This is a genomic window from Pseudomonas sp. TJI-51 (assembly GCF_000190455.2).
Taxonomy (GTDB): domain Bacteria; phylum Pseudomonadota; class Gammaproteobacteria; order Pseudomonadales; family Pseudomonadaceae; genus Aquipseudomonas; species Aquipseudomonas juntendi.
In genome coordinates, this window is record NZ_AEWE02000128.1 from 55,805 (window position 1) to 62,753 (window position 6,949).

Genomic DNA, 6,949 nt, shown 5'->3' on the forward strand with positions numbered 1-6,949 from the left:
CTGGGTGGGTTGTTTGGGCGGATGCCTTTGGCCTGTGCCGGCGATAGGGCCGCAACAGAGAAATGCTTCAGTTTGCAGGCAACAGCTGCAACCCCAGGTACAAGCTCAGCATGCCTTCCATCCGCAGCGGGTCGACCTCGCCCAACTCGGCAATGCGCTCCAGCCGGTAGCGCAGGCTGTTGCGGTGGATGCCCAAGGCATCGGCACAGGCCTGGCTCTGGCCGTCATGGGCACACCATGCCCGCAGCGTAGTCAGCAGCTGGCCGCTGCTGTCCTTGACGCGTATGCGCTGCAACGGTTCCAGCAGTTCATCCAGTGCGTCATCATTGCGGTGGCGCCACAGCAGCGCCGGCAGCCGGTAGCGCTGCAGGCTGAGTAGGCGTTCGCCAGGCAATACCTCACGGCCATAAGCCAGCAAGTCACGCACCCGACGGTAACCCCGGCGCAACTGCTCCAGGCTCTGCGCGGCGCTGCCCAGGGCTAGCCGTTCCACTTCCCAGCCATGCCGTTGCAGGCGTTCCAGCAGGCGCGGCTCATCCAGTGCGACACCCGCCGGGCGGCACCACAGCAACGACTGCCGCGCCGGGCTGACGCACCAGCTGTCGGGGTAACGGCTGATCAACCACGCTGCCAGTGCCTCGGCGGCCGGCCCCGAGGCCAGTTCGAACAAGCACGGCACACGCGGCAGCTGTGGCTTCAGGCCCAGTTGCCGGGCTTCGTCGAGCAACCGCGTGGAATCACCGCTGCCGCCAAGCAGCAACGCCAGCAGGTCGTCACAGCGCTGCCGCCGCCACTGCTGGTCGGCCTGCAAATGGCGCTGGGCCAGCAGCATTTCGGCGGTCATGCGCACCAGTTCACCGTAGGTTCGCACGTGCTGCGGGTCGCCGGTCAGGCCCAGCACGCCCATCAACCTGCCGTCGAGCATCAACGGCAGGTTGACCCCAGGCTGCACGCCTTTCAGGCATTTGGCCGCGTCAGTGTCCAATTCGACGATCCGGCCGTTGGCAAGTACCAACTGGGCGCCTTCATGGCGGGTGTTGATGCGCTCCGGCTCGCCGCTGCCCAGGATCAACCCCTGGCTGTCCATGACATTGACGTTGCACGGCAGAATGGCCATCGCCCGGTCAACGATATCCTGTGCCAGGTCATGGTCGAGTTCGAACATTGCACGGTCCTTAGGGTGTTAGGCTTTTGGGCTCGGGCACAGCAGCCCGCGCCCAGCACTGTGCAAAAGCACAAAGACAGGCACGCCGCAGTCCCCGAGACTCGTCAGGGCGAGCGCCGGCACAGGCGACGCGGCGATAACCATAACAACAGAGAATCCGATCATGGCACACAGCCCAGCCCCTGACCAAGGCACGGACACCACCCGCAACGCGCTGTACCGGCGCGTCACCCTGCGGCTGATTCCGTTCATTTTCATCTGCTACCTGTTCAATTACCTGGACCGCGTCAACGTCGGCTTTGCCAAGCTGCAGATGCTCGACGCGCTGAAGTTCAGCGAAACCGTGTACGGCCTTGGCGCCGGCATCTTCTTCATCGGCTATGTATTGTGCGGCCTGCCCAGCAACCTGGCGCTCAACCGCTTCGGCCCTCGGCGCTGGATCGCGCTGATGATGATCGCCTGGGGCAGTTTGTCCACTTGCCTGCTGTTCGTCACCACCCCGACCGAGTTCTATACCTTGCGCCTGCTCACCGGGGCGGCCGAAGCCGGCTTCTTCCCGGGCGTGGTGTTGTACCTTTCGCGCTGGTTCCCGGCAGCCAGACGCGGGCGCATCATGGCCTTGTTCATGTCGGCTATCCCGGTTTCGGGTCTGCTGGGCGGGCCGTTCTCCGGCTGGATCCTCGAACATTTCGCCGCCGGCCAGCATGGCCTGGCCGGCTGGCAATGGATGTTCCTGATCCAGGGCCTGCCCACCGTGGCTCTAGGCATACTGGCAGTGTTCCTGCTCAGTGACGGTTACCAGAAGGCTGCCTGGTTGAGCGCGGGCGAACGCCAGCTGATCGCCGCAGACCTGGCGGCCGACGCTGCCAGCAAGCCCGCCACTACCGGCGACAGTGTACTGGCGGTACTGACCAACCCGCTGATCTGGACCTTTGGTTTCGTTTATTTCTGTATCCAGAGCGGTGTCTACGCCATCAACTTCTGGTTGCCGTCGATCATCAAGGGCATGGGCTTCGACAACCCGCTGCTGATCGGCTGGCTGAGCGCCATTCCGTATCTGCTGGCCGGGGTCTTCATGATTCTGTGCGGCCGCTCGGCCGACTTGCGCAACGAACGCCGCTGGCATCTGGTGGTGCCGATGCTCATGGGCGCCATGGGCTTGCTGATCGCAGTCAACTTCGCCGCCAACCCGGCCATTGCCATCCTTGGCCTGTCCATCGCCACCATGGGCGCGCTCACCGGTCTGCCGATGTTCTGGCCGATGCCCACGGCGCTGCTCAGCGCCAGTGCCGCCGTGGCCGGCCTGGCGATCATCAACTCGGTCGGCCAGATGGCCGGCTTCCTCAGCCCGTACCTGGTGGGGTTCATCAAAGACCAGACTGGGTCCACCGATGCCGCCCTGTATTCGTTGGCGGCACTGATCGTGCTCGGTAGCCTGGTGGCGCTGCGCGTGACCAGGGCCGGTGCACTGAGTGCTGCCCGGGCCAATTGAGTCCAGCGGCGAGCCAGCCCGCTGCCAGACCACGCCAGCATAGTGATGCAACGGGGGTGTTCTAGTGGCAGCGGGCCTGGCCCGTTACCACCGGAACACCGGTCGTCAGCCCAACGCACCCCCTTCCCACCTCAGGCGTCAAATGGTTCCAAAGGCCCCCTTTGGAGAACCCCCATGACCCAGTACGCCGTGGCTTGCCTGGCACAACTCGACGAGCACCGCCCGTTGCGCGTTCAGGCCGGCAGCGAAGAGATCATCCTCGTCCGCCAAGGCCAGCAGGTACACGCCTACCAGGCCAATTGCCCGCACGCCGGCGCGCCGCTCGACGAGGGTGTGGTGTGCGCCGGGCTACTGGTCTGCCCGTGGCACAAAGCCGCGTTTGCCGTCGACGACGGCGCAGTCTGCGAACCGCCGGCACTTGCCGACCTGCGCCGCTACCAGGTGTGGCTCAAGGGCGATCAGGTGTGGGTAGATGACCAGCCCCTGGCTGCCGTCGAGCCGCCCAGGCACAGCGATGCCCGCTGCTTTGTGGTGGTGGGTGCCGGGGCCGCGGGCAGCGCTGCGGTGGCCGCCCTGCTCAGGCAAGGTTTTGCCGGCCGGCTGGTGTGGATAGACCAGGAGCGTCAGCCCGCCTATGACCGGACCTCGCTGAGCAAATTCGTGATCGCCGGGCAGATGCCCCCCGACGAAGTACCCGCCTTGCTCGACGCCGATGCCTTGCGCCAAGGCCAACTGGAGCGCAAGCATGGCAAGGTGCGCAGCGTTGACAGCCAGCACCGCCAAATCACTTTGGCTGACGGCCAGTCGATCGCGTATGACGCTTGCCTGCTTGCCACCGGCGGTAAGCCCGTGCGCCCGCAACTGGCCGGTATCGATCTGCCTGGGGTGTTCACCCTGCGTTCCCGCGACGATGCTGAGCGCGTGCTTGATGCGGCCGAGCCCGGCCAGCCGGTGGTCATTGTGGGCGACGGCTTCATCGGCCTGGAGGCCGCTTCGGCCCTGCAGGCGTACGGCGCGCGGGTGCATGTGGTAGCCCGCCACGAGATCCCCCTGGCTCGACAGCTGGGTGAACGTATTGGCCGTTGCCTGCGCACCCTGCATGAGGCTCAAGGGGTGACTTTTCACGGCCCCACCGAGGTCAAGCTGATCGAAGGCCAGGGGCAGGTCGAGGCCGTGGTACTGGCCAACGGCGAGCGCCTGCAAACAGCCTTGGTCGTGCTGGGAACCGGCGTCAGCCCCGCGACGGCGTTTCTGCACGGGGTGCCCCTTGGGGAAGACAAATCGGTGAGGGTCGACGCCGACATGCGTGCTGCCCCCGGCCTGTGGGCGGCAGGGGACATCGCCACATTCCCGCTTGCCGGGCGCCCGGTGCGCATCGAGCACTGGCGCCTGGCGCAGCAACAGGGGGTGATCGCAGCGGCCAACATGCTCGGCGAGCAACGCCGCTACGCCGACGTGCCGTTCTTCTGGACCTACCAGCACGGGGTTACCATCGAGGTGCTGGGGCACGCACAGGACTGGAACCGCATCGAGTTCGTCGGCGAGCCGGAAACAGGTGACTTCATTGCCCTGCAGTGTGTGAACGAGCAAGTCGAGGCAGTGATTGCCAGGGGGTATTCCGACGCCATGGCGGCGCTGTCGCAGCGTATGAAACAGCCGTTGACCCTGCAACAGGCCCTGACGCTGATCGGCTGAAGGGGCTTGGGTAGGCCCGCCCTCCGATCACAGGCTCAGGACAGCACCTTTATTACCAGCAGATGCACTGGATAAAACAGATAGCCCCAGCGCCCCACTGCCGGCACCCGCCAATCATCATGGCGCAACAGCGCTAAGCCAAGCGCAAGCGCCGAGGCCGCGCTCAGCAGTGTGAGCAGGGTGATCGGTGCCAGCAAATGCGCCTGCAACCAGCTGTTGGTCAGGTTGCCGCCCATGGCCAGCAGGCAAGGCAACACCCAGGCCGCGCCGCCCTGCCGGCGCGCCATCAGGCAGGCGCCTGGCAGCAATACCCCGGGCACCCCATACATCAACTGCCCACTGAACAAAAAACCTGCCAGCCCGGCCGCCAAACCCAGCAAACGCAGCGACAGCAACGGGTAATGCACACCCCAGGCCACCAGCAACCCCAATACCAGCGTCGGCATCACGTTCAATGTCTGCGAGCCGCCGTCCAGCCAGCGATATGCAGGTTCCGACAGCGCCGCGAACAGCAGCATCAGCCCCAGGTAGCGCACATTGCCAATGGTATTCAAAGCCCCTGCCCTGGCCCGCTGCACATTCACTGCAATGGCCAGGCAAAACAATGGGAACGCCAGCCTGCCCACCACGAACAGGCCATCGGCTGTGGGCCATATGAAGCGCAGGTGATCGGCGACCATGGTCGCCATGGCGGTCCATTTGACCAGGTCCAGCCCCGCCGAGCGCAACCCTCAGCGCTCGCGTTCGGCAGGGCTGAGGCCCAGGTAGCGCTCGGTCCACAGGGCCAACGGCAGCGGTGGTTGCTGCTCCAAGACACGCCGCCAGATCAGCACCAGGTCGCGCCTGTTGAACATCGACCCGGGCCCGGTTTGGAAAGCCGTTGGCACATCGACCACCCACTGCCCCTGGCTGTCCCGGTGCGCCATGCGGAAACGGAAGCTGTAGTTGCCCGGGATACCCATGCGCAAGTCCGTTACCACCAGCACGTCGCCGACCTGGTCGTAACGCAACCAGTCATCGGTGAACCAGCGCAAACGCTGATACAGCTCATCGGTGGCCAACACCTGCGCCAACTGCGTGTTGCGCGGCAAGCGCTGCATTTCTGGCGCCTGCCGGTCGAAGGCGCTGCTGATGCCCTCGTAATAGTCACCCCCGGGCGTTTTCGCCAACACTCGCCAGACCAGGCTGTTGAAGGCAATGGGCACGGCCCGCAGTTCAGTGGTGACGACACCTTGCTGGTCCAGTGCGGCCTGGAAGCGCTGCTCGGCGGCCATGCGCCCGGCAAGGCCGAAGCCGAGGTACGCCGTGCTGAACACCAGTGCCAGGGTCAGCAGCCGCGTGGCCCTGGCAGTCACTCCGCGCACGGCCGCGTAGATAACGGCGGCCACCAGGGGCAGGGTATACACCGGGTCAATGATGAATACCGCAGCCCAGCTTTGCGGTGTGACTGGCAGAGGCCAGAACAACTGGGTGCCATAGACCGTGAAGGCATCGAGCAATGGGTGGGTGATCAGCACCAGCCAGAACGCCAGGAACAGCCTGTTCAAGGTATAGCCTTTGTCGGGCCAGCACTTGTTGACCAGCCAGGCCAGCAGCAAGGCCAGCCCGGTGAGCACGAACAGCGAGTGGGAGAAGCCGCGGTGGTAAGTCATCTGCGACACCGGGTCGGCGTAGCGGATGATCACGTCGAGGTCTGGCAGCGTGCCCAGCGCCGCGCCATACAACAGCGCGCGGCGCCCTTGCAGGCGGCCCAGCACGGCACCCTGCAGGGCGGCGCCGAGTACAGCTTGGGTAATCGAGTCCAAGGGAGCATTCCTGGCAGGTGGTGACGGGAAACTACCCTCAACCAGGGTCGCTAGGCAATTCCCCGCCTTGTTGCCAGATGCAACGCCGCAAGACCGGGCGGTTCAGCCAAGGTCGCCGCCCCCTACCGGCAGGGTCACGCCGGTGATGTATGACGCTTCATCGCTGGCCAGGAACAGAATTGCCCCGACCTGTTCGTCGATGCTGCCGTAGCGGTGCATCAGGCTGCTGTCGAGGGTCTGGTCGACAATTTGCTGGTACCAGCGCCTCTCCTGCTCGGTTTGCTCGGCGGTGTTGCGCGGCACCCGCCGCGGCGGCGCTTCGGTGCCACCCGGCGCGGTGGCGTTGACGCGGATGCCACGGCCAGCGGTTTCGAAGGCCAGGCAAGCAGTCAGCGCATTGACCCCACCCTTGGCCGCACCATATGGCACCCGGTTCACGCCCCGGGTGGCGACCGACTAATCGGACACAGCATACGGGTCGGCGTGGTGAAACACGCTACTGCGCTCGCTCAGCAGGCGGTTTTCCATAGGCAAGGCACTCGGCATCGTTATTGTTCTGGTCGCCGCTTCCTACGGCCTTCTCGGCGGTGGTTGCGGTCGTCACGGTCATTCTATCGGGCCGGTTGCAGGTAGCGGGGGCAGGCGACAGCCGGTGGATGAGCACACTTAAGCAAAAAGGCGGGGGTTGGGCAATGCAGCGTTGGGATTGGGTGGGCGGATAGCGGACACGCCAAGTTTGGTTGGTGTTCGGTAATCGAACTCATTTTGCAGGTCTGGCCCTATCGCCGGCAA

At 65.0% G+C, this 6,949-nt stretch carries 5 protein-coding genes and 1 pseudogene; 2 read left to right on the top strand and 4 right to left on the bottom strand.

The window, feature by feature from the left end:
• Positions 1 to 67: 67 nt before the first annotated feature.
• On the bottom strand, positions 68 to 1,165 hold the full coding sequence (locus G1E_RS23750; protein ID WP_009686924.1) for a sugar diacid recognition domain-containing protein: 1,098 nt from the start codon (positions 1,163 to 1,165) through the stop codon (positions 68 to 70).
• A 163-nt stretch (positions 1,166 to 1,328) separates the two neighbouring features.
• Here G1E_RS23750 and G1E_RS23755 point away from each other — a divergent pair, with 163 nt between their 5' ends.
• Positions 1,329 to 2,657 carry an MFS transporter gene (locus G1E_RS23755; protein WP_029886214.1) on the top strand — a complete coding sequence of 443 codons (1,329 nt, stop codon included), beginning with the start codon at positions 1,329 to 1,331 and terminating at the stop codon, positions 2,655 to 2,657.
• A gap of 174 nt (positions 2,658 to 2,831) precedes the next feature.
• A complete protein-coding gene (locus G1E_RS23760) occupies positions 2,832 to 4,352 on the top strand; it encodes an FAD-dependent oxidoreductase (RefSeq protein WP_009686927.1) in 1,521 nt (506 codons plus the stop codon).
• Positions 4,353 to 4,387: 35 nt separating this feature from the next.
• Here G1E_RS23760 and G1E_RS23765 read toward each other — a convergent pair whose 3' ends face one another.
• The 3 genes and pseudogenes from G1E_RS23765 to G1E_RS23775 form a co-directional block, all read right to left on the bottom strand.
• Positions 4,388 to 5,080, bottom strand: a complete 693-nt coding sequence (locus tag G1E_RS23765) for a TraX family protein (RefSeq protein WP_009686928.1) — start codon at positions 5,078 to 5,080, stop codon at positions 4,388 to 4,390.
• 3 nt (positions 5,081 to 5,083) lie between these two features.
• Complete coding sequence (locus tag G1E_RS23770) at positions 5,084 to 6,157, bottom strand: metal-dependent hydrolase (RefSeq protein ID WP_009686929.1); 1,074 nt, start codon at positions 6,155 to 6,157, stop codon at positions 5,084 to 5,086.
• Positions 6,158 to 6,259: 102 nt separating this feature from the next.
• Positions 6,260 to 6,613 (bottom strand): annotated as a pseudogene (locus G1E_RS23775) (SDR family oxidoreductase); the annotation flags it as partial.
• Between the last annotated feature and the right edge of the window lie 336 nt (positions 6,614 to 6,949).